23 protein-coding genes are annotated in these 20,976 nt (G+C 73.0%); 5 read left to right on the forward strand and 18 right to left on the reverse strand.

What is annotated here, in order from left to right; translation table 11 throughout:
- Positions 1–16: 16 nt before the first annotated feature.
- Positions 17–1,429 carry an aminopeptidase P family protein gene (locus KY5_RS40110; protein ID WP_098247815.1) on the forward strand — a complete coding sequence of 471 codons (1,413 nt, stop codon included), beginning with the start codon at positions 17–19 and terminating at the stop codon, positions 1,427–1,429.
- Between the two features lie 80 nt (positions 1,430–1,509).
- Here KY5_RS40110 and KY5_RS40115 read toward each other — a convergent pair whose 3' ends face one another.
- From KY5_RS40115 to KY5_RS40165, 11 genes are all read right to left on the reverse strand, one after another.
- On the reverse strand, positions 1,510–1,863 hold the full coding sequence (locus KY5_RS40115) for a hypothetical protein (protein ID WP_098246796.1): 354 nt from the start codon (positions 1,861–1,863) through the stop codon (positions 1,510–1,512).
- A 39-nt stretch (positions 1,864–1,902) separates the two neighbouring features.
- Entirely contained in the window at positions 1,903–2,427 is a 525-nt protein-coding gene (locus tag KY5_RS40120; RefSeq protein WP_234363109.1) for a hypothetical protein, read from the reverse strand.
- 231 nt (positions 2,428–2,658) lie between these two features.
- Complete coding sequence (locus KY5_RS40125; protein ID WP_098246797.1) at positions 2,659–3,759, reverse strand: sensor histidine kinase; 1,101 nt, start codon at positions 3,757–3,759, stop codon at positions 2,659–2,661.
- Complete coding sequence (locus tag KY5_RS40130; RefSeq protein ID WP_098247817.1) at positions 3,756–4,427, reverse strand: response regulator; 672 nt, start codon at positions 4,425–4,427, stop codon at positions 3,756–3,758. Before KY5_RS40130 ends, KY5_RS40125 begins: the two co-directional genes overlap by 4 nt.
- Positions 4,428–4,517: 90 nt before the next feature.
- Positions 4,518–4,757, reverse strand: a complete 240-nt coding sequence (locus KY5_RS40135) for a hypothetical protein (RefSeq protein ID WP_098246798.1) — start codon at positions 4,755–4,757, stop codon at positions 4,518–4,520.
- Positions 4,758–4,775: 18 nt separating this feature from the next.
- On the reverse strand, positions 4,776–6,125 hold the full coding sequence (locus tag KY5_RS40140; RefSeq protein ID WP_098246799.1) for an SLC13 family permease: 1,350 nt from the start codon (positions 6,123–6,125) through the stop codon (positions 4,776–4,778).
- Complete coding sequence (locus KY5_RS42890) at positions 6,122–7,459, reverse strand: class II aldolase/adducin family protein (RefSeq protein ID WP_234363110.1); 1,338 nt, start codon at positions 7,457–7,459, stop codon at positions 6,122–6,124. The genes KY5_RS40140 and KY5_RS42890 overlap by 4 nt, the downstream gene beginning before the upstream one ends.
- Positions 7,456–8,784, reverse strand: coding sequence for a 3-oxo-tetronate kinase (otnK, locus tag KY5_RS40150; RefSeq protein WP_098246800.1), 1,329 nt, complete (start codon positions 8,782–8,784; stop codon positions 7,456–7,458). The genes KY5_RS42890 and otnK overlap by 4 nt, the downstream gene beginning before the upstream one ends.
- On the reverse strand, positions 8,772–9,410 hold the full coding sequence (locus tag KY5_RS40155) for a hypothetical protein (RefSeq protein WP_098246801.1): 639 nt from the start codon (positions 9,408–9,410) through the stop codon (positions 8,772–8,774). The genes otnK and KY5_RS40155 overlap by 13 nt, the downstream gene beginning before the upstream one ends.
- The gene (locus KY5_RS40160) at positions 9,407–10,279 is read right to left on the reverse strand and encodes a hydroxypyruvate isomerase family protein (protein ID WP_098246802.1); all 873 of its coding nucleotides are present in this window, start codon (positions 10,277–10,279) and stop codon (positions 9,407–9,409) included. The genes KY5_RS40155 and KY5_RS40160 overlap by 4 nt, the downstream gene beginning before the upstream one ends.
- Positions 10,280–10,281: 2 nt before the next feature.
- Positions 10,282–11,304 carry a phosphoglycerate dehydrogenase gene (locus tag KY5_RS40165; RefSeq protein WP_234363111.1) on the reverse strand — a complete coding sequence of 341 codons (1,023 nt, stop codon included), beginning with the start codon at positions 11,302–11,304 and terminating at the stop codon, positions 10,282–10,284.
- Positions 11,305–11,452: 148 nt separating this feature from the next.
- On the opposite strand from KY5_RS40165, the gene KY5_RS40170 reads away from it, so the two are divergent.
- Complete coding sequence (locus KY5_RS40170; protein WP_098246803.1) at positions 11,453–12,136, forward strand: GntR family transcriptional regulator; 684 nt, start codon at positions 11,453–11,455, stop codon at positions 12,134–12,136.
- A 46-nt stretch (positions 12,137–12,182) separates the two neighbouring features.
- On the opposite strand, the gene KY5_RS40175 is transcribed toward KY5_RS40170, so the two are convergent.
- The 3 genes from KY5_RS40175 to cpt form a co-directional block, all read right to left on the reverse strand.
- The gene (locus KY5_RS40175) at positions 12,183–13,598 is read right to left on the reverse strand and encodes a DEAD/DEAH box helicase (protein ID WP_098246804.1); all 1,416 of its coding nucleotides are present in this window, start codon (positions 13,596–13,598) and stop codon (positions 12,183–12,185) included.
- 361 nt (positions 13,599–13,959) lie between these two features.
- The gene (locus KY5_RS40180; protein ID WP_098246805.1) at positions 13,960–14,505 is read right to left on the reverse strand and encodes a tellurite resistance TerB family protein; all 546 of its coding nucleotides are present in this window, start codon (positions 14,503–14,505) and stop codon (positions 13,960–13,962) included.
- Between the two features lie 71 nt (positions 14,506–14,576).
- Positions 14,577–15,122 (reverse strand): chloramphenicol phosphotransferase CPT, encoded by a 546-nt coding sequence (gene cpt, locus KY5_RS40185; protein ID WP_098246806.1) that lies wholly within the window; start codon positions 15,120–15,122, stop codon positions 14,577–14,579.
- Between the two features lie 122 nt (positions 15,123–15,244).
- Between cpt and cobF the strand changes: the two genes are divergently transcribed.
- From cobF to KY5_RS40200, 3 genes are all read left to right on the forward strand, one after another.
- Positions 15,245–16,033: a precorrin-6A synthase (deacetylating) gene (gene cobF / locus KY5_RS40190; protein ID WP_098246807.1), complete on the forward strand. Its 789-nt coding sequence runs from the start codon at positions 15,245–15,247 to the stop codon at positions 16,031–16,033.
- A gap of 116 nt (positions 16,034–16,149) precedes the next feature.
- A complete protein-coding gene (locus KY5_RS40195) occupies positions 16,150–16,662 on the forward strand; it encodes a radical SAM protein (RefSeq protein WP_199843471.1) in 513 nt (170 codons plus the stop codon).
- A gap of 73 nt (positions 16,663–16,735) precedes the next feature.
- Complete coding sequence (locus KY5_RS40200) at positions 16,736–17,380, forward strand: GNAT family N-acetyltransferase (protein ID WP_098246808.1); 645 nt, start codon at positions 16,736–16,738, stop codon at positions 17,378–17,380.
- Here KY5_RS40200 and KY5_RS40205 read toward each other — a convergent pair.
- The 4 genes from KY5_RS40205 to KY5_RS40220 all read right to left on the reverse strand — a co-directional run bounded on the left by KY5_RS40205 (position 17,370) and on the right by KY5_RS40220 (position 20,887).
- Positions 17,370–17,879 carry a S26 family signal peptidase gene (locus tag KY5_RS40205; RefSeq protein WP_098246809.1) on the reverse strand — a complete coding sequence of 170 codons (510 nt, stop codon included), beginning with the start codon at positions 17,877–17,879 and terminating at the stop codon, positions 17,370–17,372. The genes KY5_RS40200 and KY5_RS40205 overlap by 11 nt on opposite strands.
- Positions 17,876–19,735, reverse strand: a complete 1,860-nt coding sequence (locus KY5_RS40210; RefSeq protein WP_098246810.1) for an ABC transporter ATP-binding protein — start codon at positions 19,733–19,735, stop codon at positions 17,876–17,878. Before KY5_RS40210 ends, KY5_RS40205 begins: the two co-directional genes overlap by 4 nt.
- The gene (locus KY5_RS40215) at positions 19,732–20,271 is read right to left on the reverse strand and encodes a redoxin domain-containing protein (protein ID WP_098246811.1); all 540 of its coding nucleotides are present in this window, start codon (positions 20,269–20,271) and stop codon (positions 19,732–19,734) included. The genes KY5_RS40210 and KY5_RS40215 overlap by 4 nt, the downstream gene beginning before the upstream one ends.
- 82 nt (positions 20,272–20,353) lie before the next feature.
- On the reverse strand, positions 20,354–20,887 hold the full coding sequence (locus KY5_RS40220) for a MauE/DoxX family redox-associated membrane protein (RefSeq protein WP_098246812.1): 534 nt from the start codon (positions 20,885–20,887) through the stop codon (positions 20,354–20,356).
- Between the last annotated feature and the right edge of the window lie 89 nt (positions 20,888–20,976).

Genomic DNA, 20,976 nt, shown 5'->3' on the forward strand with positions numbered 1-20,976 from the left:
GAGGAAGGTGTACGACGTGGCGAAACGCCGGAAGAACGGTCTCTACGCAGGGATCTCCGACGAACTGTCCGCGCTGATGCGGACCGGCTGGGCGGACACCGAGCGGCACGACCTGCGCCTCGGCGAGCAGGCCCCGCACGCGGCCCGCCGTCGCGCCGCGCTCTCGGCGCGCTTCCCCGGCGAACGCCTCGTGGTCCCCTCGGGAAACCTCAAGGTCCGCTCGAACGACGACACCTACCCGTTCCGCGCGTACTCGGGATACGTGCACATGACCGGGGACCAGGCCCGCGACGGCGCGCTCGTCCTCGAACCGCGCGCGGACGGCGGCCACGACGCGTACTGCTACCAGCTCCCGCGCGACAGCAGGGACGACGACGAGTTCTGGACCGGCCCCACGGCCGAACTCTGGATGGGCAGGCGCCGCTCGCTCGCCGAGTCGCAGCTCGTCCTCGGCCTCGCCTGCCGGGACGTCCGTACGGCGGCCGAGGACCTCGCGGCGGGCGGCGGCGCGCCCACCCGCATCGTCCGGGGCATCGACCCGGCCCTGGAGGCCGCCGTCACCACCGACGAGGAGCGCGACGAGGAACTCGAAGAGGTCCTCAGCGATCTCCGGCTGGTCAAGGACGAGTGGGAGATAGGGGAGATGCGCAAGGCCGTGGACTCCACGGTGCGCGGCTTCACCGACGTGATCGGCGAGCTCTCCCGGGCGATCGCCTCCTCCGAGCGATGGATCGAGGGCACGTTCTTCCGCCGCGCCCGCCTGGAGGGCAACCACGTCGGCTACGGCTCGATCTGCGCCGCGGGCGACCACGCCACGATCATGCACTGGACGGACAACGACGGCCCGGTGCGCCCCGGCGACCTGCTCCTGCTCGACGCGGGCGTGGAGACCCACACCCTCTACACCGCCGACGTCACGCGCACGCTGCCGATCAGCGGGACCTTCACGCCCGTGCAGCGCAAGGCGTACGACGCGGTGTACGAGGCCCAGGAAGCCGGGATGGCGGCGGTGAAGCCGGGGGCCGCCTACCGCGACTTCCACGAGGCGTCCCAGCGCCACCTGGCGGCCCGCCTCGTGGAGTGGGGCTTCATCGAGGGACCGGCGGAGCGGGCGTACGAGCTCGGCCTGCAGCGCCGCTTCACCATGGCCGGAACCGGCCACATGCTCGGCCTCGACGTCCACGACTGCGCGCAGGCCAGGAACGAGGAGTACGTGGACGGCGTGCTCGAACCGGGCATGGTGCTGACCGTCGAGCCGGGCCTGTACTTCCAGGCGGACGACCTCACCGTGCCCGAGGAGTGGCGGGGCATCGGCGTACGCATCGAGGACGACCTGCTGGTGACCGAGCAAGGGCACGAGAACCTGTCGGCGGGCCTGCCCAGGTCGGCGGACGAGGTCGAGGCGTGGATGGCCCGTTTCGCGGGCTGAGCACCCGCGCCCCTCGCGGTCCCACGGCATGAGCCCGTGGCCCGACCCTGGTCAGGGGCCGGGCCACGGGCTCGGTGCGTTCAGCTCGCCAGGTGCTTGATCTTCTCGAACGGGTAGCCCGCGACGACCACGACGACCAGGCCGTACGCCGCGAAGGCCAGCAGACCGCCGGTGCCGATCGCGCGCTCCCCGTCGGCGAACAGCACGTTGCCGACGGGGATCAGCGGGGCGAGGCTGAGGATCGCCGCCCCCGTGCACCAGTGCGCGACCAGGCGGTTGGCCTTCGCGCGCAGCTCGGGATCGCGCTTGACCTCGTCCGGCACCTCGTAGCCGACGCTGCGGTCGCAGACCTCCCCGCGGTGGCCGACGCGGGCGGCCAGCAGGGTGACCACCGAGAGGAGGACGAAGCAGCAGAGGATGAAGAGGTACGCCATGAGTGTGCGGATCCCGGTGCGTAGCGGACGAACGAGTGGCTAGCGGATGTACTTGATGATGAAGGCGGCCACCATGGACACGGCCTTGTTCTTGACCCAGCCGGGCAGGAACTTCCAGACCACGCCGCCGATCTCGCCGCCGAGGCAGCCGATGATGGCGTTCTTGACGTAGGTGCCCTTGCCGGAGAACTTGCCGTCGGCGACGTCACTGAGCACCGAGGTGGGGATGCTCGCGACGGCGCCCTTGGCACACCAGGCGGCGGCGCCGATGGCCACGGCGGCTATCGGGAAGGCGCGCGGACGGATCTCGCCGTCGTCGCCCTGGCTGATGGCTCTGTTCAGCTCGGCCATCGCCTCGGGACCCATGCCGTCCTCGATGAAGCGGAGCTGCTCGGCGGTCAGCTCGGGCGTCTGCTCCGTGGCCGAGACGGACGCCGCGCGGGTCTCCGCGGCGTGCGAGGCGAGCGCCGGGGCGGCGCCGGCGAACAGGGCGCCCGCGGTGAGCGCGGCCACGCCCACCAGTGAGGCACGGCGGATCACGGGGCGCTGCTGAGTCGACATCATGCTGGTTCTTCTCCCCCTGCCGCACCGTCGTACGGGCGGCGGCGTCTGAGGTGTCGCGGCGGGCCGGTCCTGGCCCCCCGTCCGGAATCGGCCGAACGCCGCAGGTCACGGGCGTTCCGGCCGGGGACCATGCTGGCCCCGGCGGCCGGTCGGCCGGAACCGTCCACCGGCCCCCTCCAGTTGGGGGGGGCGGCACGGCGCGCCGGGATGACGGGTGGGCCGGGGAGCGGCTCACAGCGGCAGTTCGGCCCGCACGGTGAAGCCGCCGTCGGCCGTGGGGCGGGCGACGACGTGGCCGCCGACGAGCGCCGCGCGCTCACGGAGTCCGACCAGACCGTGGCCACCGACCGGCAGCGCGGGCGCGGTCCTGTCCGCCCCCGGCGGCCCGTTGCTGACCTCCACCACCAGCGCGTCGAGCCCCTCCGGTGTCAGGACGGAGACCTGCACCGGCGCCCCGGGAGCGTGCTTGCGGACGTTGTTCAGCGCCTCCTGCACGATGCGGAAGGCGACCGCCTCCAGCGCGGGATCCCAACAGGTGCCCGGCGCCACGGCGATGCGCACACCGACGTCGAGCAGGCTCTCGGCCGTCAGACCGTGCAGGTCCGCCAGGCGCGTCCTGCCGACGGCGGCCGCGGCGCCCGCGTCCGTGCCGCGCAGCACGCCGACCATGTCCCGCAGCTCCTCAAGCGCCCGCACGCTGTGCTCGCGCACGACCTCGATGTCCGCACGGCGCGCCCCGTCCCGTTCGGTGGCGCTGAGCACGCCGGACTGGACGGCGATGATGCCGACGTGGTGCGAGACGGTGTCGTGCATGTCCCTGGCGAGCCGGGCGCGTTCGCGGGTCACCGCGCGCTGCGACTCGAGCCATCGCTCGCGGTGCTGCGTGGCGGCGAGGTCCGCGAGGCGGTGCCTGAGTTCGTCGCGGGTCCTGATGAGCAGGCCGAGCACGACGGGGCCGAGGCTGAGCAGTCCCGCGCCCTCGACCATCGTCAGGACCTCGGGCCGGGAGTGGTCCAGGAGCGCGGCGGGCGGCCAGGGCACCAGCGCGGCGGTGAACAGGAGCACCCCACAGCCCCCGATCACCCGGGGCGACGCCCGGCAGGCCACCACGAACATCGCGAGCATGGCGGGCAGCCACAGGAACTCGGTGACGGTCGCGGGCAGCGTCACGGCCAGGGTGCTCAGCGGGAAGCGGTGGCGCATCGGCAGGGCGAGCAGCGCCACCGAGCAGACGACGAGCCCGAGCGGGTCGAAGGTGCCCGCGACGGTGAGCAGTTCGGCGCAGGCCAGCGACGCGACCCCGCGCTCGGCGGTGCGGCGGTGCAACCTCATCGTCTCGCGGCGCCGCCGACGACGACGGGGTCGGCGGGGACCAGGCCGAGACGGTGCGCGTGGACGGCGGCCTGGACGCGGTTGGCGACCCCGAACTTCACCAGGAGCGCGCTGACGTGGTCCTTGACGGTGGTCGTCCCGATGAAGAGCCGCTGCCCGATCTCGGTGTTGGACAGCCCTTCGGCGACCAGCGCGAGGACGTCACGCTCGCGGTCGGTGAGGTCGGGGGACGCGGGGGCTTGCTGGTCGGTCAAGGCCCCCGGATCCTGCGCGTAACGACGGACGACCGTGCGCGCCAGGCGCGGTGCGAGCACGCTGCCGCCCCGCGCCAACTCCTTGACGGCGTACTCCAGTTGGGCCGGTGGCGTGTCCTTGAGCAAGAACCCCATGGCGCCCCCGCGCAGCGCCGCGTCCAGGTGCTCGTCGGCGTCGAACGTGGTGAGCAGCGCGACGGCGGGCGGTACGGGCAGCGACCGCAGATCGGCGAGGACCGTCAGGCCGTCCCTGTCGGGCATCCGCAGATCGAGCAGGACGACATCGGGCCGGTGCCGTACCGCTTGCTCGGCGGCGGCCGTCCCGGAGCACACCGCGACCACGTCGAGGCCGTCGAAGGTCTCCAGGATGCGCCGCAGCCCCTCCCGCACCAGAATCTCGTCGTCCACCACCATCACCCGCACGGCAGATCGGTTCACTTCGGTCGGCCCCCCATCGAATCCGGACAAGAAGCCCCAGCATAACCGCCCCTTTTTACGTGGATTTTAGGCTGGGGGGCCGCCCGGCTCCCGCACGTACGGCTCCAGGAACGAGCACAGCCCCGCGACCCCGGCGACGACACACACCACGTCGGTGACGTCGGTGCCGAACAGCTCCATCAGGTGCCGGTCGCCCATGGCGATGGCGGCGACCTGGCCCGCCACCACGGCGCAGCCGCCGAGGAGGAAGGCGACGAGGAGGACGCGTGTCGTGCGTGAGAGGAAGGTACGGAGGAAGGTGCGCATGAAGGTTCTCCTTTTCGCTCAGCCCGGTATCCACAGCGCGCCCACCGCGATCAGCACGCCGAACAGGTAGGACGGCACCAGGTAGTAGAGGGCGACCGGCATGAAGATGCGCGCCGGGTTGATGTCGGCGATGCCCGCCGCCACGTAGAGGGGCGCGGCGCCCGGCGGTGAGCAGCCCTCGGACGAGGCCCACACGATGACCGCGGCGAACGCCACGTGCGCGGGGATCCCCGAGGCGGTGAGCGCGGCGAAGGCGACCGGGCCGACGGCCGCGAGCGTGGAGGTGGTGTTGAGGGGGCCCGCGACGATGACGATGACCAGCCCCACCACGAGCGCGGCCACCCACGCGGGAACGCCCTGCAAGTCCTTGAGGTAGGGGGCGAGCTGCTCGCCGAGGCCGAGCCGGTCGAGGACCTCCGACGCCGCGAACGCGGACACCATCGTCACGCCCACGAGCCCCAGCTTCGGCCCGATCTCGCCCAGCGTCCGCCACCACTCATCGCGACTCCCCGGCAGCGCCCGCCGCTCCACCAGGAGCCCGGCGACCAGCATCATCACCGGCAGCCACAGCAGGAGCGGCACGGCGTCGGCGGCGTCGAGCCCGTCGAGTCGGTCCGTGGCCCAGTCGCTGCCCGGCGACGTCGTGAGCAGGACGGGCACCGCGACCGCGGCGAGGACCAGGAGCGAGGTCCAGCCCGCGCCGAAGGACTGCCGCAGCGGCCGGATGTCCCCGGACGCCATGGTGCCGACGCCGCGTCGCCGGACGATGACGTACGCGATGACGAGCCGCATCGCGACCATCCACGCCCCGGTGACGAACAAGGTGGCGACCACGTCGCGCGAGGAGAGCACCGGCACCACGGTCGGCGCGGCGAGCAGCACGAAGAACGCGCCGCTGAACGGGAAGGTCGCGCCGACCCCCGCGTTGCCCGAGAGCACGAGCGCCGCCGTCTCCCCGCTGGCCCGCGACCGCTTCATCCACGGGATGGCCAGCGAGCCGATGGTGGCGACGATCGCCGCGCCGTTGTGCGCGACGGCGCCGAACAGGCCGGACGCGACCGTCGCCGCGTACGCGGAGCCGCCCTTGCGGCGGCCGAGCAGCGAGCTGAGGATGTCGATCACGCGGTGCACGAGCCCGGTGCGGGTGAGCAGTTCGCTGACGAAGACGAACGCGAGGGCCGCGAACGTGATCTCCGACTTGAGCCCCTCGACGAGGCATTCCCAGGCCACCCGTGGCGCCTGCGCGCCCCCGAACGCCGCGCTCGCGAGGAACCCGAGGATCATGGCCTCGCCGATGTTCCGCTTGCACGCCACGTTCCACACGATGATGACCCCGATGAACGCCACCAGGGCGAGGATCGCGTTCACGGGTGTGGCTCTTCCAGGCCGGCCGCGCGGTAGGCGTCCTGTGCGGGTGCGGCCGTCAGGTGCCGCAGCAGCGCGGCGGGCTCGGGGCGGTGCGCGGCGTCCGCGCCGAGGGCGACCGACAGGTCCGTGTAGTGCTGCACCTCGCCGGGCAGCCGCCCGACGACGTGCGCGTCCGGCACGAAGCGCAGCTCGCTGAGCTGCTGCACGGCCAGATCCGCGCGCCCGTCCGTCAGGGCGAGCGCCGTGAACCCCTTGTCGACCACCGTGGCACGGGAGTTGACCTCCTCCGCGATGCCGAGCCGCGCCAGGAGCGCGGCGAACGCGACGCCGCTCGCCCCCGTACGGGAGTAGGCCACCGAACGCGCCGACGTCAGCGCCCGTACGAGCGCGTCGGTACTGGAGACGTCCACGGCGGGCGCCCCGCGCGGCACGGCGACCCCGATCCCCACCCGGGCGAGCGGCCGCAGCGACGAGGCGTCGAGCACCCCTGCGGCGGCCAGCTTCTCCAGGGCGCCGGAGACCCCGACGAGCACATCGGGGCGGGCCCCGGCCTCGATCTGGTCGAGCAGCACGTTGGTGGGCTCGTAGACGCCGTCGACGTCGATCCCGGTGGTGCTGGTGAACGCCTCCAGGAGGGTTTCGTCCAGCGCCTTCTTGATGGCGAGGGCGCTGAACAGCCGTACGGGGTACGGGGGTTGCGGAGCCAGCGCGGTGCGCTGCTGCTCGGTCAGGCGGGAGTGGTCCGTACCGCGAAGGAGCAGGTGGATCCGGGCGGTCTGTTCCAGCTCCTCGACGGCCTCCAGGGCCGCGTCGAGGCCGGGGGCCGCCACGACGGGCCCGTGGTGGCGCAGCAGCAGCGCCGCGTGCGTACGGGCCTTCTCCTCGGCGCAGGCCGCGAGCCGCACGTCGCCGGGCGCGAAGTAGGGGAGCAGCGGAAGCCGTCCGACGCGCATCGCGTAGTACGCGGTGAGCGGCGGCAGCGCGTCGTCCGTGTCGAGGCCGTCGAGGCACGACACGGCGGCGGCGTGCGGGGAGTGGGTGTGGACCACGGCGCGGGCGTCGGGGCGGGCCCGCAACACCGCCGCGTGCAGGAACGCCTCCTTCGACGGCGGCGGCCCTTCGCGGTGGGCCCCCGCCGCGTCGATGACGGACAGGTCCCCGGGGCGCACGGTCGCGAGGTCGGCGCCGGTCGGGGTGATGAGGATCGTGCCGTCGCCGGTGCGCAGCGAGACGTTGCCGGTGCGGCCGTGCACGAGCGCGCGGTCGGCCAGCGCGCGGGCGGTGGCGACGAGCGCCGCGCGCCCGGCGGGGTGCGAGAGGGGAGTGCTGGTCATCGGCGGGCTCCAAGGTGTCGTCCGTGCGGGGCGGCGGAGTGATCGCGGGGCGGCGTGGCGGCCGGGGGCGGCGCGGAGGCGGCGGCGAGGAAGTCGGGGCCGCCGAAGTTCCCCGACTTGAGCAGCAGTGCGGCCGGGGTGCCGGACGTCGGGCGTATCCAGGGCACGCCGGGCGCGGCGGCCCTGCCGATCCAGCCGCCGCGGACGCCGAGCGCGGCCACCACGGCGCCCGACGTCTCACCGCCCGCCGCGATCACGCGCCGCACCCCGCGCGCCACGAGTCCGACGGCGATCCGTCCGGTCGCCTCCTCCAGCACGGTGGCGGCTCGCTCGACCCCCAACGCCTGCTGAATCGCGTGCAGGTGAGAAGGCGGGACGGAGGAGTGGAAGACGGGCGCCCCGAGGGGCGCGGCGGGTGGCAGTGCGTCGTACCAGTCGAGCGCGCGCCCTGCCAGCGCCGCCGGGTCGGGCTCGGCGACGGGATCGAGCCGGTGCACCGGACGCCCCAGGGCCCGCAAGGCGTCGAGCTGCTCCAGGGTGCGCGCCGAGCAGCTCCCGCACAGGACGGCCGCGGGCCAGCAGTCCAGCGGATCGCCGTCCTCGTCCGCGTCCGGAGCCTCGTCCGCGACGGCGTGCGCGAGCCCCGCGGCGAGACCGGCCGCTCCCGCCGTCAGCGGTGCGTCGGCGGCGGCCCGGCCGAGCGTGCGCAGATCGTCCTCGGTCAGCGCGTCGGCCAGCAGATAGCGGTCCCCGCGCCCCAGGGCATCGGCGATCGCCGCACGCACGGCTTCGGTGCCCGCGCGTACGGTGTCCCACCGCACGAGACCGACGTGACGCTCGGTCTGGGCCCGCAGCAGCCGAGGCAGCGACGAGTCCCGCATCGGCGTCAGGGGGTGGTCACGCATCGGGGACTCCGCCAACGGCACGCCGTTCACGAAGAGGTGACCCTCGTACTGCGTGCGGCCGTGCCGCGGCGAACTGGGCGTCAGGAGCACCGTCGGCACGTCCAGGGCGTCCGCGAGGGCGTCCAGGACGGGCCCGATGTTCCCTTTCGCGGTGGAGTCGAAGGTCGAGCAGAACTTGAAGTAGACCTGCCGCACGCCGTGTTCACGCAGTCGGCGCAGAGCCGCGAGGGATTCCTCCACGGCACTGTCGGGCCGCGCCATCCGGCTCTTGAGCGCGACGACGACGGCCTCGTGCTCGCCGGGGGGTGCCACATCGGCGCCCGGCACCCCGAAGTACAGGACGGTGCGCAGCCCGCTCTCGCGCAGCGCGAGCGCCACATCGCCGGCACCGGTGACATCGTCGGCGATCACTCCGAGCACGACGCACCTCCCCGCTCGATCTCGGCGCGCAGGGCACGGGCAGCCGCACGCGGCCCCGCGTGGACCGGCACACCGAGCGCGGACGACAGCTCGTCGGCCCTCGGCGCGAGCGAGTACTGGGCGAGGAGCACGGCGTCCGCGCCCGCCGTATCGGGGAGTCCACCCGGGGCGACGACCTGTCCGACGGCCTCGACGGGGGAGTGGGCCGCACGCGCGGCGGCGCGGAAGCGGGACAGCGAATCGTCGAGGGCCGCCTCGAACGAGGCCAGGACGAGGACCCGTTGGTGACCACCGGCGAGCGCCGCTTCGAAGGCCGCCGCGTCCGCCGCGAGCACCGGGACACCCTCGTCGGCGCGCTCCGCGAGGGGCCCGTACAGCGAACACGTCAGGAGCACACCGTGGGCGCCGCCGCGCACGGCGTACGCGATGAGCCGTCGCATCCGGTCGGCGAGTGCCGGGGTGAGGCCGCCCTGCGCCGCGGCGTCGGTGAGCAGCGCGTCGTCGAGGAGGTTCCACGGCTCGGCCGCAGGGAAGGCGTCGGCGAGCCCGGCGACCGCCGGTCCCGTCGCGGCGGGAGTGGCGCTGATCAACGCGATGCGGGGACGGTACGAGGCGGTGTCGCTCATGCCGTCACCTCCGTGACCCAGCCGAGCCCGGCGGGCGTGCTGCCGTGCGCGGGCCGGTACTCGCAGCCGAGCCAGCCCTCGTAGCCGCCCTCGCGCAGCGCGTCGAAGACCCGGGGCCAGCGGACCTCGCCGGTGCCTGGCTCGGTGCGGTCGGGCGGGTCGGCGATCTGGAGGTGCCGGGCGTACGGCAGGCAGGCGCGCACCGTGCGGACGAGATCTCCCTCGGTGACCTGGGCGTGGTAGAGGTCGAGGAGCAGTCCGGTCCTGTCGGCGCCGACGGCCTCCACGACGGCGATGGCCCGCGCCTGGGTGCGCAGGAAGTACCCGGGCGCGTCACGCTCGTTCTGTGCTTCGACCACGAGCCGTACGCCGGTGCCGTGCGCGCGGTCCGCGGCCCAGGCGAGGTTGGCGACGTAGGTGGCGAAGGCCCGCTCGGTGCTCACGTCCGGCGGCACGATGCCCGCGAGGACGTGCAGCAGTCCCGCGCCGAGCTCGGTCGCGTACTCCAGGCCGCGCTCGATCCCCGCGCGGAAGTCCGCGGCACGCCCCGGATGGCAGGCGAGCCCCGAACGCTCCGGCGAACCGGGCTCCCCGGCGGGGGAGTTGATGAGCACCTGCCGCAGCCCCGCGGTGCGCAGCAGTTCGCGCAGGCGAGGGGCGGGATACGGGTAGGGGGCGGCGTACTCGACCCCGGCGAACCCCGCCTCGGCCGCGGCGTCGAAGCGCTGCTCGAAGGGCAGCTCGGTGAAGAGCCACTTGAGGTTGGCGGCGAGCAGGGGGCCGTCCGGGACGCGCAGCGCGTGCGCGGGCTCCTCGGGCCGGGTCCGCGATGTCGCCGCGGAGCGCTGCGCAGGTATCCGCCCGGCCATCGTCACCGCACCCCCGCTCGCGCCGTCGCGGGCCCCGGGGCGACGAGATGTTCCGGCGTCCTTCCCGCGAGCACGTCGAGCACCTGCCGGGCGGCCAGCAGGCTGGAGCGCGACCTCGCCTCGGCCGTCGCACCCGCGATGTGCCCGGTGACCAGGACGTTGTCGAACGCCCGCAGCGGGGAGTCCGGCGGCAGCGGTTCCCGCTCCGTCACATCGAGGGCGGCGCCCGCGAGCCTGCCGTCGGAGAGCGCGTCGGCGAGGGCCTGTTCGTCGACGATGCCGCCCCGCGCGGTGTTGATCAGATACGCATCCGGGCGCATCCTGCGCAGCGCGGCGCCGTCGATCAGATGCCGGGTCGACGCGTCGAGCGCGAGGTGCAGCGTCACGAAGTCGGCCTCGCGCAGCACACCGTCCAGGGACAGCGCGGCGACACCGGTCTCCGCGAGGAACGCGCGGTCCGGGAGCGGGTCGTGACCCACCACGCGCATGCCGATGGCGAGACCGAGCCGTGCGACGGTCCGCCCGATCGAGCCCAGCCCCACGACGCCGAGCGTCGCACCCGCCAACTCCCGCCCGCTGGGCTGCGACCAGCCACCCGCCCGTACGTCGGCGACGCTCTGCGGAATACCCCGCGCGCAGCCGACGAGCAGACCGAGCACGTGCTCGGCGACCGCGATCCTGTTGGCGCCGGGGGAGTGGGTCACGGCGATGCCGAGCCGGGCGGCGGCGGCCACGTCGACGTTGTCGTACCCGGCACCGCAGCGGCCGACGACCCGCAATCCGGGGGATGCCGCGAGCACGTCGGCCGTGAACGGGTCGGTCCCCGCGACGACGCCGACGGGGGCCGCGCGGGCGACGGCGGAGCGCAAGGACCGCTCGTCCGCGCCGTGCCGGTCGGCGGGCCTGGCGAAGAAGGTCCGGAATCCGGCGTCGCGCAGCAACTGGTCGACCTCGCCGCCGGATTGGAGGTACGCCGTGGTCACCAGCACACACGGGGCGTCGTCACGAGCATCGTCGGCACGCACAGGGATCCTCCTTGATCCATCGCTATACTATAGCGATGGGCAAAATAATATAGGATTGCGTCCCGATCAAGAGAGGGGAGGGATCGATCAGGAGCTCGATCAAGAGGAGGGAAGGGCTGCGCTAAGGTCGGGCCTCGAAGGAGGCACGATGGCTACGACCCGCCCGTCCGCCCGGCAACCCCTGGCCGACAAGATGTACGAGGTGCTGCTCGGGCAGTTCATGGACGGACTCTGGTCGCCCGGCCAGTCCCTCAACATCGGGGCCCTCACCCGCGAGCTGAACGTCAGTCAGACGCCGCTCCGCGAAGCCCTCGCGCGCCTCGAACACACGGGCCTGGTCCGGCGCGAGGCGCTCAAGGGCTACCGCGTCGCACCGCTCTTCACCGAGCGCGAGCTGATCAAGCTGATGGACGCGCGGCTCGTCCTGGAACCCGCGATGGTCCACGAGGCCGCGCGCCGCACCACGCCGGAGTTCCTCGCCGAGCTCAAGGCGAGCATCGACGAGCTCGAGCACTGTGCGGAGGCGCCGCGTTCGGCATCGGTGCGTGCCTACTGGGCCGCCGACGAGCGCTTCCACCTGCGCATCGCCGCGCAGTGCGACAACCCGTTCCTGGAGAGCGCCTACCGCTCCCTCGGCGGCCACGTGCAGCGCTTCCGGCTCTTCACGGAACTGGGCGCGTCGGAGGCCGAGTCACCGGCCAGGGAGCACACCGCCGTCTACGAGGCGATGGCGGCGGGCGACGCGGAAGGCGCGGCGAAGAAGATGCGTCGGCACATCGAGAACGCCAAGGCGCGCGCCCTCACCGACCGCCAAGCGGTGGACGGGGACTGACGGCGGGCGGCGGCCGTCAGTCGTCGGCCGCCGCGGCGCACGGGCGTCAGCCGTCGCGGCGCACCCGGGCCGCCCTGCGCGCCTCGGCGAGCTTGCGGGCCTCACCCGACTTGCGGGACTTGCCGCCCGTGCCGCGCGAGGCGTCCTTGCTGGTGCCGATGCCGCGGAAGGGCGCGTTGTGGTTCTTGGCCTTCGCCGCGGCGGGCCCGCCGTCGAGCGGGACGCCGGACGGCTTCCTGGCCCCGGTGATCCGGCTCAACTGGGCCTCGCCGGACCGCACCTTGGTGATGGTCGGCTCGATGCCCGCCTCGCCCATCAGACGGCTCACCTCGCGGCGCTGGCCCGAGAGCACCAGCGTCACCACGCGGCCCGACTCACCGGCACGGGCGGTGCGCCCCGCGCGGTGCAGGTAGTCCTTGGGGTCGGTCGGCGTGTCGACGTTGACCACCAGGTCGAGATCGTCGACGTGCAGGCCGCGGGCCGCGACGTTTGTCGCGACCAGGACGGTGATCCTGCTGCTCTTGAACTGCGCGAGGGTCCGGGTGCGCTGCGGCTGGGACTTGCCGCTGTGCAGCGCCGCGGCGTCCACGCCGCTGGCCCGCAGATGCTTGGTGAGCTGGTCGACGGAGTGCTTGGTGTCCAGGAACAGCAGGACGCGTCCTTCGCGGGCGGCGATCTCCGTGATCACGGCGTACCGGTCGGGGCCGTGCACGACCAGCACGTGGTGGTCCATCGTCGTGACCGCGCCCGCGGACGGGTCGACCTCGTGGACGACGGGGTCGTGGAGGTAGCGGCGGACCAGGCCGTCGACGTCCTGGTCCAGGGTCGCGGAGAACAGCATCCGCTGGCCGTCGGCGGCCACCTGGTCGAGCGCCTCGGTGACCTGCGGCAGGAAGCCCATGTCGCACATCTGGTCCGCCTCGTCCAGGACGGTGATCCGCACCCGGCCCAGGCGGCAGCCCTTGCGGTCGATGAGGTCGTGCAGTCGGCCCGGCGTGGCCACGACGACCTCGGCCCCCTCGCGCAGCGCGGCGGCCTGGCGGCCGATCGACATGCCGCCGACGACCGTGGCGAGGCGCAGCCGGAGCGCCTCCGCGTACGGGGCGAGCGCCTCGGTGACCTGCTGGGCCAGCTCCCGCGTCGGCACCAGGATCAGGGCGAGCGGCTGCTTCGACTCCGCGCGGCGACCCGCCGTACGGGCGAGGAGCGCCAGGCCGAAGGCGAGCGTCTTGCCCGATCCGGTGCGCCCTCGGCCGAGCACGTCCCGGCCCGCGAGGGCGTTCGGCAGCGTGGCCGCCTGGATCGGGAACGGCTCGCGCACCTCCTGCTCGTCGAGCGTCCGCAGCAGTGCGGCGGGCAGGTCGAGGTCGGCGAAGGAGGCGACCGGGGGCAGCGCCGGGGTGGCGCTCTCCGCCTCGGCGGCGTCCTCGTGCGAGGTGCTGGTGCGGTCCGCGTCGGTCATGACGAGCCTTCCGTAGGCGTACGTACCGAGGAAGGCACGGCAGGAACGAGGGGCCGACGCGGGCGGGGATCCGGGCGGGCGGAGCCACCGGGCGTCGACGGTGCAAACGTCTGAGGCTAACACGGAGTGACAGGGTGGCGGCTCGGTGCAGCGGTGTGCGGGAGTGGCGTACGGGGGAGTGCGAAGACCCGCGTCAGGGCGCCGCCCGTGCTGCGGCGCCCGGCGAGCCCGTGTCCAGCTCGACGACGACCGCATCGCCCTGCCGGTGCCCGCGCTCCGGGACCGCGAGGCTGCTCAGGGCCCACACCACGGGTGCGGCGTGGGCCCTGAGCGCGTCGTCAGATCGGAGACCGAACTCCGGTCAGAGACCGAACTCCTGCGGGGAGACGTTGAGCGCGGCGCAGGCCTCGCGCAGGACCTGCTCCTCGGCCGGGGCGATGTACCCGTCGGCGCCCGCGACGACGAAGCCGGTCTGGACGACCGCCTTGGCCTCCGTCGGCTTCTTCGCCGCCTTGGCGATCTCCTGCATGGCCTCGGCCTTGCCGTGCTGGAAGTTGGCCGTCAACTGGTCGACGTGCTTGTTGAAGCGCTGCCGCAGCTGCTCCGGCGGGAAGTTCTGCAGGACGTCGTTCTGCACGATCAGGGATTCCACGTGCTGCCGCTCGGCCGGGTCGACCGAACCGTCGGCGGCCGCGACCAGGGCGCACATGGCCATGCTCGCGTCGCGGTAGGCACCGCTCTTGAGCTCCGTCTTGAGCGAGGTGAGCTGGGACTTGAGCATGCCCACGAGCTGGGCCTTCGATCCGCCGCCGGATCCCGAACCGTGCGTACCGTGCCCGCCGGAGCCCCGTCCTCCCTGCGACTGCAGACCCTTGGCCTGGTCCTTGAGCTTGTCCCACATCGCCATCCGTGCCACCTCGGCTACCCGTGTCGTTCCTACGAACGCGCGGCGATCCGCGCGTCCTCTTGGCAACGCCTTTACCTGCCGTGAAGTTCCAGGGGGGAACCCACCCGCGCCGCGATCGTCCGCGCGCAGGTCAGGGACTCGGCGTGCGTCGTGTCCACCTCCAGGTCGTAGCTCACGCCGTCGTGCGCCAGGCGCGCCTGCGACGCGGCCATTCCCTTGGCGCGGTCTCCCCGCGCGACCTCGCGCGCCGAGGCGACCTCGCTGTCGCATCTGACGCCGACCCAGAGCACGTTGAGCTCGCCGACGGCCTGCCGCCACCGCTCCTTGCTCGCCGCGCCGCCGAGGAAGACGTCGTCGACGATGACCCGCGCGCCGGACCTGGCCATCGCCACGATCCCCGCCATCCAGGCCGCCTCCAGCGCCCGGAAGTCGGCCCCGATGCTCACCCCGCCGTCCGCTTCGAAGCCGATCCCGTCGTCCGACATCTGCATCTTGACGGGCATCGCTTCGATCAGCGAGTCGATCCCGAACGCCAGCCAGGGATCCGGGAGTACGTCCTGGAGGCAGCGCACGATTCCTGTCTTCCCCGAGCTGGAACCGCCGTTGAGAATGATCATCCGAGTCGTCACCGGGTCACAGTAGGGCGGTCATCGGGTGGTGCGCTGCGAATTTCCGGTGGGACGCGCCTGCCAGACTTCAGCCCATGACCACAGTTCAGCCCATGGCCCCGGAGCGGCCCATGACCCCAGAGCGACGCCGGATTCTCGTCATAGGCATCGGCGCGGGCGACCCCGACCACCTGACCCTGGGCGCGGTGAAGGCGATCCGCCGGGCCGACGTCTTCTTCGTCGTCGGCAAGGGGCAGGACAAGTCGTCCCTGACGGACCTGCGCCACAGCATGCTGGAGGAACACGCGCAGGCCCCCTACCGGGTGGTGGAGGTGACGGACCCGAGCCGGGACCGGCGCCCCATGGACCGCTCGGACTACGCCGCCGCCGTCCAGGACTGGCGGACCCGGCGCGGTGACATCTTCGAGCGGCTGATGCGCGAGGAGATGAGCGCGGGGGAGACGGGCGCGTTCCTCGTGTGGGGCGACCCGTCCCTGTACGACAGCACGCTCGGGATCCTCAACGACATCGAGGAACGCGGCTCGGTGTCCGCGACCGTCGAGGTCGTTCCCGGCATCACCAGCGTCTCAACGCTCGCCGCCAGGCACCGCATCCCGGTGAACCAGGTGGGCCGCCCGCTGCACATCACCCCGGCCCGCCGCCTCGCGGACGTGGGCCAGAACGACGACGGCGACATCGTCGTCATGCTGGACGCGCACGAGTCGTTCACCCAGGTCGAGGGGGAGGACGTCTGGATCTACTGGGGCGCCTATCTCGGCACGCCGGACGAACTGCTCGTCGCGGGCCGCCTCGCGGAAGTGGCTGACCGCATCCGGCACGTGCGGGCCGAGGCGCGTGCCAGGCACGGCTGGATCATGGACACGTACCTGCTGCGCATCGTGAAGTCGCCGGACGAGTAAGCCGGTCTCCGGAAGACCCGAGCAAGCCGGTCTCCGGAGGACCAAAGTCACCCCTCGCCGGACCAACGTCACCCAACATCTTCGGTCGGCATGTCGGACATAGCCCCAAATGTAGTGTGACGGACGTCGGTTCGGCGACGGCGGCGTTCCTGCGCCGGCGGCCGAGACATCAGGGAATCCGGTGCGAATCCGGAGCTGCCCCGGGCAGGCTGGTCACCACCGTCTTCTGCCAGGGCTGCCCGTGGCGGTGCGGGTACTGCCACAACCCGGAACTGCTCGACGCGCGAGTGCCTCCCGCGGTCCCGTGGGAGGCGGTGGCCTCCCATCTCGGGCGCCGCCGCGGCCTGTTGGACGGCATCGTCTTCTCCGGCGGGGAGCCGCTGCTGCAACCCGGTCTGGCGGACGCGGCACGGGCGGCGCGCTCGCTGGGGTACGCGGTGGGGCTGCACACCGGCGGCGCCTACCCCCGCAGGTTCGGCGCGCTGCTCGACTCGGGCGTCGCCCACCAGATCCGCACCACGGTGGACCCCGCGCTCCTCGACGAGAGGGACGTGACCGCGCTGCGGGAGTGGCTGGCGGGGCGCGGGGTGCGCGAGCACGTGTGGCAGTCGGTCCGGTGCGGCTCTTGAGCACCCCTTATTGCATATTGATTGCAGGTGCTGCGACTGTGCAATAAGTGGGCGTCGTAAGGGGGGAGCAGTCATGTCGAGAGGCGCTGGAGCGGGCGAGGCGAGGCGGGTGAGCCCGGTGCGTACGCGCGTGCTGTCCGGGCGCGAGGTCCTGTCGCACGGCGAGGCCATCCACGCGGTGTACCTCGATGCCTTCGGAGGGCCTCCCTGGCACGAGGACGTCACGCACGCCGACGCCTATCTGAGCCGACTGGCGCTGGACGCCGACCGGAGTGGATTCCTCGCCGTGGCGGCCTTCGCGGGAGACGACGGGGGCGACGGTGAGGGCGAGGGCAGCGGGGGTGGCAAGGGTCGCATGAGGGGCTTCTGTACCGCCTGGACCACGCCGTCACCCTTCCCCGGTGGCCGCAGCTATCCGCTGGTCGCCGCCGCGCTGGGACCGAGACGTACGGCCGACTGGTTGTGCGGGAGCCAGGAGATCGACGAGGTCGCCGTCCGCGCGGAGGAGCGCGGCGCGGGCCTGGGCGCCGCACTGGTGGGTGAGGTGACGCGGCACGCCCCCGCGGGCGCCGCCTGGCTGATGACGTCCGTCGGCGCGGAGAGCGCCGTGCGCTTCTACCGGCGCCTGGGCTGGCGGCAGGTCGGCCACCCCGCTCCCGGCGGGTCGGGCGTGGCGGTCTTCCTCGGTCCCGATCACCCCGCCGACCTCACTTTCTGATCCGGCGCGTGACCCGGGGGCGGGCGCGCAGGACGACTCCCAGGACGCGCGTCACGGGGAAGTAGCCCAACTGCCGTGAATCGACGCTGTGGTGGGGGTTGTCGCCCAGCAGGACGAGGTGGCCGGGCGGCACTGGACCCGTGGGGAGCGGCGGCGGCCCGGGTGGGTCTCCGGGGGTCGCGCCCACGCGTTTGATCATCCACTGGCGGTCGGCCACGGCAGGGGCCCGTGCGGCCGGGGCCAGCGGCGGCCCCGGCCAGCGGTGGCCCGCACCAGGACGTTCCACGACGATGACCCGTCCGGTGGCGAAGGCGCTCGTGCGCAGCCGCAGGCGCAGCACCAGGACGCGGTCGCCGTCGCGGTAGGCGGGTTCCATGCTCCGGCCCCGCACCGTCACCGAGACCAGCGCGCCGCGCGCGAGTACGGCGGCTGTGAGCACCGCGCCCAGGGCGCCGACCGCGCCGAGGACCCGCCGGATCTTCGGGCTCGGGCTGGTCATTGGTCGGCCGCCCCCGCCGTGCTCGGTTCCGTCTCCTGGCGGTAGCCCGACGCCTGGAGGCTGAACAGCCGGGCGTACCGGCCGCCGGAGGCCAACAGCGCGGCGTGGTCGCCCTGTTCGACGACTCTTCCTTCGCTCAGGACCGCGATGCTGTCGGCGTCCCGCAGCGTGCCCAGCCGGTGCGAGATGAGCAGGCTCGTGCGCGCCCTGCGGTGTTCCCGCAAGGAGGCGTGGATCTCGTGCTCCGCCGCGGCGTCGAGGCCCGCCGACGGCTCGTCGAGGATCATGAGGTCACAGCGGTGGCGCAGGAACGCGCGGGCCAGCGCGAGGCGTTGCCGCTGGCCGCCCGAGAGCGTCACGCCCTCCTCGGGGCCGTGGTCACTGTCGGAGGTCATGAAGAAGGTCCTGGTCAGCAACGTGCCGTAGCCGTGGGGGAGTGCGGTCAGCGCCTCGTGGATGCCGGATCGGTGCGCGGCGGCCCGCAGCCTCGGCTCGTCGTCGAGCGCGTCCAGGTCGCCCAGGGCGATGTTCTCGGCGGCCGTCATGTCGTAGTGCATGAAGTCCTGGAACACGGCGCCGATCCGCCGCCGCAACTCCGTGGGATCGGCCTCCCGGATGTCCGTCCCGTCCCACAGGATCGCGCCCCTCGTCGGATCGTAGAAGCGGCACAGGAGCTTCACCAGGGTCGACTTCCCCGCGCCGTTCAGGCCGACCAGAGCGAGCGAACCGCCGTACGGAACATGGAGCGTGACCCCGCGAAGCACCCAGGGGTGCGCGGGGGAGTAGCGGAACCACACGTCCTGGAGCGTGATGCCGTCACGCAGCGCGGGGAGCGGGCGCGGCGCCGGAGCGAGCGGCAGGTCGGGGTCGGCCCTGGTGACGGCGAGGTAGTGGCCGAACAGTTGCAGCGCCTGGTGGGACTGGGCGATCTCGCTCGCGACGGTGGCGAGCGCGCCCTGCATTCCGGCGATCGCGGCGATGAAGATCGTGATGTCGCCGACCGACAGCACGCCGCGTTGCGCCGCCGCGGCCGCCCACACCAGTCCCGTGCCGGAGACCAGCGCGGCGAGCGCGGCGAGACCGGCCTGGACGGTGACGTCCCTGCGGTCCATGGCCCGTTTGGCGGTGTTGGCGGTACGGCGCTCCGCGAGCATCCGCCCGCGCAGGAAGGCACCGATGCCGTAGAGCCGTATCTCCTTGGCCGCCGCCACGCTCGAGAGCAGGTCGTTGTAGAAGAACTCCCGCCGCTCGACCGGACCGATCTCCCAGATCATCCGGGCCCTGCGCCGCGACAACTGGATTTCCGCGACGAGCATCGGGACCCCGGACAGCAGGAGCAGCGCGGCCATGACAGGGCCGAGCAGGAAGAGCGAGCCGAGGAACCCGCTCAGGGTGAGCGCGGACCGTGCGACGTTCAGGAACCCGCACACCACGTTGTTCGGGTTCATGCCCGCGGTGGGCTGTGCCAGCCGCAGCCGGTCGAGGAACAGCGGATCCTCGAACCGGGCGAGGCCCACCTGCCGGTCGGTCGCCGTGAACAGCCGCTCCTGCGTGAGCAGTCCGACCTCGCGGTCGAGCTCCGCCCGCAGGTACTGCAGGAGTTGGGGAAGCAGCGCGGCGACCAGCCCCACGGCGCCGAGTCCCGTGGTGAGCGCGATGAGCGTGTCGCGCGGGCCGTGGTGGACCAGGTTGTCGATGACCAGCTTCATCAGCCAGGCCGATGCCACCGGCGCAGCGCTGGTGAGGAGCGTCAGGAGGGTGTGCGCCGCGAAGGCGGCGGGCGCGGCACGGGCGCTGAGGGAGACGGCGGCGACGACGTGACGGGCCCGGAGCCGAGGAGTACCGCCTTCGCTCATGCCGCTGAGGACGGCAGGTGTTCCAGGTCGACGCGGGCGTCCGCGACGATCGGGTGGCCCGAGCCCTGGACCGAGACCTTGAGGATCGAGGGGAACGCGGCGATGGCGAAGGCGGAGCCGACGGCGCCGTTCTGGCCCTCCGCCACCACCTGGGCGACGGGCTTCAGCCGGGCCACGAGATCGGCGGTGCGCCGCGGGTCGCCCACGACGGCGGCGAGGACGCGGGCGCGGCCGCCGGGCACGGCCTTGGCGAACTCCACGAACTTGGGGAGCTGCTCGGCGCAGGCAGGACAGCCGGGCGAGAAGAACCCGACCAGGGTGTCGTCCGTCAGGCCGCTCCTGCTGACCTCCGTGCCGTCCACGGCGACGGCGGTGAAGTCACCTACCGTCTCGCCGACTCCGAGGGAGGCGCGCCCGTTGAGCGCGCCGAGCAGCTCCGTGTGTTCACGCAGCCGTTTGATGACCCCCAGGCTGAGGATCAGGTCCAGGGTGCAGAGCAGACCGACGAACACGACGGCTGTGATCAGGAACGGCATGGCTTCTCCAACCAATTGAGGACGTTCGCCACTTGGGTCGCGGGGTCGCGGGGTCGCTTGGGTCGTTGAGGCGGGCGCCGGATCAGCGCACCGGTGTCCGTACCGGACGGAACAGTTCGAGAAGGTCGTCGAGCAGGATGACGAGGCCCGCGAGGCAGGCCCCGGCGAACAGGGCGGCGGCGATCGCCGCCCCGCCGTTCGCGGCGCCGTCGGACAGCAGTACGCCGGCCTCACCGACCAGCGCGCACCCGGCCAGGAGCACGTTCCGCACCACGTGTTCGCGCCCCAGCGGTCTGCTGGAGGCGCCGAAGCACCGGCACGGGACCGCCGCACCACGCCGCAGCGTGCCGACGATGCCCGCGACGAAGGCGACCAACAGGCCGCAGGCCAGCGGGAACCCGAGGGCCGGAGCGAGTACGAGGAGCAGCGGTACGGCGAACTCGGCCGCGACCACGAGCCGCGCCACCAGCGGTACCAAGGGCCCGGGTACGGCCCCCATGGCGTCGACGGACGCCCTGAACGCGTGGAGGCGCCCACGACCGGCGACCTTGCTCGACGCCGAGGCCAGGAACACGACGCCGATGAGGCATCGCAGCGCCAGGGTCACGTACGGCACGCGGAATCCCCTCTGTCCGAACGGGAGTTGTGTGCGTTCGCGTACCGGGGCGGGGCGCGTTCGCTGCCCCGCCCCGGCAGCTCATCGGG

Origin of the sequence: Streptomyces formicae, assembly GCF_002556545.1 — a bacterium.
Lineage (GTDB): Bacteria > Actinomycetota > Actinomycetes > Streptomycetales > Streptomycetaceae > Streptomyces > Streptomyces formicae_A.

Coding starts and splice junctions, on each gene's coding strand:
- KY5_RS40160 (WP_098246802.1), bottom strand. CDS start 10,279: ATGGCCGGGCGGATACCTGCGCAGCGCTCCGCGGCGACATCGCGGACC.
- cpt (WP_098246806.1), bottom strand. CDS start 15,122: ATGATCATTCTCAACGGCGGTTCCAGCTCGGGGAAGACAGGAATCGTG.
- KY5_RS40120 (WP_234363109.1), bottom strand. CDS start 2,427: ATGATGTCGACTCAGCAGCGCCCCGTGATCCGCCGTGCCTCACTGGTG.
- KY5_RS40180 (WP_098246805.1), bottom strand. CDS start 14,505: ATGGCGATGTGGGACAAGCTCAAGGACCAGGCCAAGGGTCTGCAGTCG.
- KY5_RS40130 (WP_098247817.1), bottom strand. CDS start 4,427: ATGGTGGTGGACGACGAGATTCTGGTGCGGGAGGGGCTGCGGCGCATC.
- cobF (WP_098246807.1), top strand. CDS start 15,245: ATGACCCCAGAGCGACGCCGGATTCTCGTCATAGGCATCGGCGCGGGC.
- KY5_RS40135 (WP_098246798.1), bottom strand. CDS start 4,757: ATGCGCACCTTCCTCCGTACCTTCCTCTCACGCACGACACGCGTCCTC.
- KY5_RS40175 (WP_098246804.1), bottom strand. CDS start 13,598: ATGACCGACGCGGACCGCACCAGCACCTCGCACGAGGACGCCGCCGAG.
- KY5_RS40125 (WP_098246797.1), bottom strand. CDS start 3,759: ATGAGGTTGCACCGCCGCACCGCCGAGCGCGGGGTCGCGTCGCTGGCC.
- KY5_RS40205 (WP_098246809.1), bottom strand. CDS start 17,879: ATGACCAGCCCGAGCCCGAAGATCCGGCGGGTCCTCGGCGCGGTCGGC.
- KY5_RS40170 (WP_098246803.1), top strand. CDS start 11,453: ATGGCTACGACCCGCCCGTCCGCCCGGCAACCCCTGGCCGACAAGATG.
- KY5_RS40200 (WP_098246808.1), top strand. CDS start 16,736: ATGTCGAGAGGCGCTGGAGCGGGCGAGGCGAGGCGGGTGAGCCCGGTG.
- KY5_RS40155 (WP_098246801.1), bottom strand. CDS start 9,410: ATGAGCGACACCGCCTCGTACCGTCCCCGCATCGCGTTGATCAGCGCC.
- KY5_RS40215 (WP_098246811.1), bottom strand. CDS start 20,271: ATGCCGTTCCTGATCACAGCCGTCGTGTTCGTCGGTCTGCTCTGCACC.
- KY5_RS40115 (WP_098246796.1), bottom strand. CDS start 1,863: ATGGCGTACCTCTTCATCCTCTGCTGCTTCGTCCTCCTCTCGGTGGTC.
- KY5_RS40210 (WP_098246810.1), bottom strand. CDS start 19,735: ATGAGCGAAGGCGGTACTCCTCGGCTCCGGGCCCGTCACGTCGTCGCC.
- KY5_RS42890 (WP_234363110.1), bottom strand. CDS start 7,459: ATGACCAGCACTCCCCTCTCGCACCCCGCCGGGCGCGCGGCGCTCGTC.